3 protein-coding genes and 2 pseudogenes are annotated in these 1409 nt (G+C 45.6%); 2 read left to right on the forward strand and 3 right to left on the reverse strand.

From position 1 onward, the window contains the following. Nucleotides 1–284, forward strand: a pseudogene (locus tag BHE85_RS15500) (IS4 family transposase); the annotation flags it as partial. Nucleotides 285–297: 13 nt separating this feature from the next. Then, a pseudogene (locus BHE85_RS15505) lies at nt 298–369 on the forward strand (prepilin peptidase); the annotation flags it as partial. Here the strand turns inward: BHE85_RS15505 and bfr are convergent. The 3 genes from bfr to BHE85_RS15520 form a co-directional block, all read right to left on the reverse strand. Further along, nucleotides 366–842: a bacterioferritin gene (bfr, locus tag BHE85_RS15510; protein WP_000675525.1), complete on the reverse strand. Its 477-nt coding sequence runs from the start codon at nt 840–842 to the stop codon at nt 366–368. The pseudogene BHE85_RS15505 and the gene bfr sit on opposite strands and share 4 nt — an antisense overlap. 72 nt (nt 843–914) lie before the next feature. Further along, nucleotides 915–1109: a bacterioferritin-associated ferredoxin gene (bfd, locus tag BHE85_RS15515; RefSeq protein ID WP_000289090.1), complete on the reverse strand. Its 195-nt coding sequence runs from the start codon at nt 1107–1109 to the stop codon at nt 915–917. Between the two features lie 182 nt (nt 1110–1291). Next, the coding region (locus BHE85_RS15520) for an EF-Tu C-terminal domain-related protein (RefSeq protein ID WP_000531011.1) at nt 1292–1409 on the reverse strand (118 nt) is incomplete at its 5' end.

Consider the following 1409-nt stretch of genomic DNA (forward strand, 5'->3'; position numbering starts at 1 on the left):
GCTTATAATCTGGTGAGATATCAGATGATTAAAATGGCGGAACATCTGAAAGGTTACTGGCCGAATCAACTGAGTTTCTCAGAATCATGCGGAATGGTGATGAGAATGCTGATGACATTGCAGGGCGCTTCACCGGGACGTATACCGGAGCTGATGCGCGATCTTGCAAGTATGGGACAACTTGTGAAATTACCGACGAGAAGGGGAAGGGCCTTCCGAGAGTGGTAAAGGAGAGGCCCTGGAAATACCCCACAGCCCCGAAAAAGAGCCAGTCAGTTGCTTAACTGACTGGCATTACTGCCTTTTGGGCCATTTCTGGCGGCTGCGGGTTTCGTTATAGGCTGGGATAGTTTGCTGATAGGCCGTTAATCTTTAACTTTAATTTGTGATTGCAGGTAATTTTGTAGGCCAATTTTACCGATGAGATCCAGTTCAGTTTCGAGCCAGTCGATATGACCTTCTTCATCAGCAAGGATCTCGATCATCATATCGCGGCTAACATAGTCATGAACGCTGTCGGCATATGCGATAGCCTCACGCAGATCCTTCGCGCCTTCCTGTTCTAATCGCAGGTCGGATTGCAGCATCTCCTCGACATCTTCACCAATCCCCAGTTTGCCTAAATCCTGTAAGTTGGGGGTTCCTTCTAAAAACAAAATACGCTCGATATATTTATCAGCGTGTTTCATCTCATCGATGGATTCATGGTATTCGACGTCATTGAGACGCATCAGGCCCCAGTTTTTAAACATCCGGGCATGGAGAAAATACTGATTGATTGCGACAAGCTCATTTCCCAATAGTTTATTGAGATAATTTATGATTTTAACATCACCTTTCATTTTATAGTCCCTCCGCTTCCACTATTAGAGCGTAGATGGGGCTAGCGGGATGTCAAAAAATAAGCGTGGTCTTCAGGCAATCTCTTTAAATTCTGGCATCTGCATCAACTCGTCCTGCATCACTTCGCGCGCGGCGCGAATGCACTTACCGCATTGATTTCCCACAGGAATAAACTTACGCAATTGTTGGAAAGATTGCGGATGAAACTGACGGACTGCCTGGCGAATTTTTTTGTCACTTACACCATTACACAAACAAACGTACATGATTGCTCCCGTTCAAATTCTGCGCAAAGTGTAAATGAGAATGATTATGATTACAATAGCACAGTTTTATTTGCGCCATAGTTCAGCGAGCAAAATTACGACTAAATATTTCGAGCTCAAATTACGGGCAGCAAAAAGGGCGCCGAAGCGCCCTTTTCAATTCAAAACTAATTAACGTGTAATTAACCCAGAACTTTAGCAACAACGCCCGCGCCAACGGTACGGCCGCCTTCACGGATTGCGAAACGCAGACCGTCGTCCATCGCGATCGGGTGGATCAGGGTAACAACCATTTTGATG

It is taken from the genome of Shigella sp. FC1567 (assembly GCF_001743015.1).
Lineage (GTDB): Bacteria > Pseudomonadota > Gammaproteobacteria > Enterobacterales > Enterobacteriaceae > Escherichia > Escherichia coli.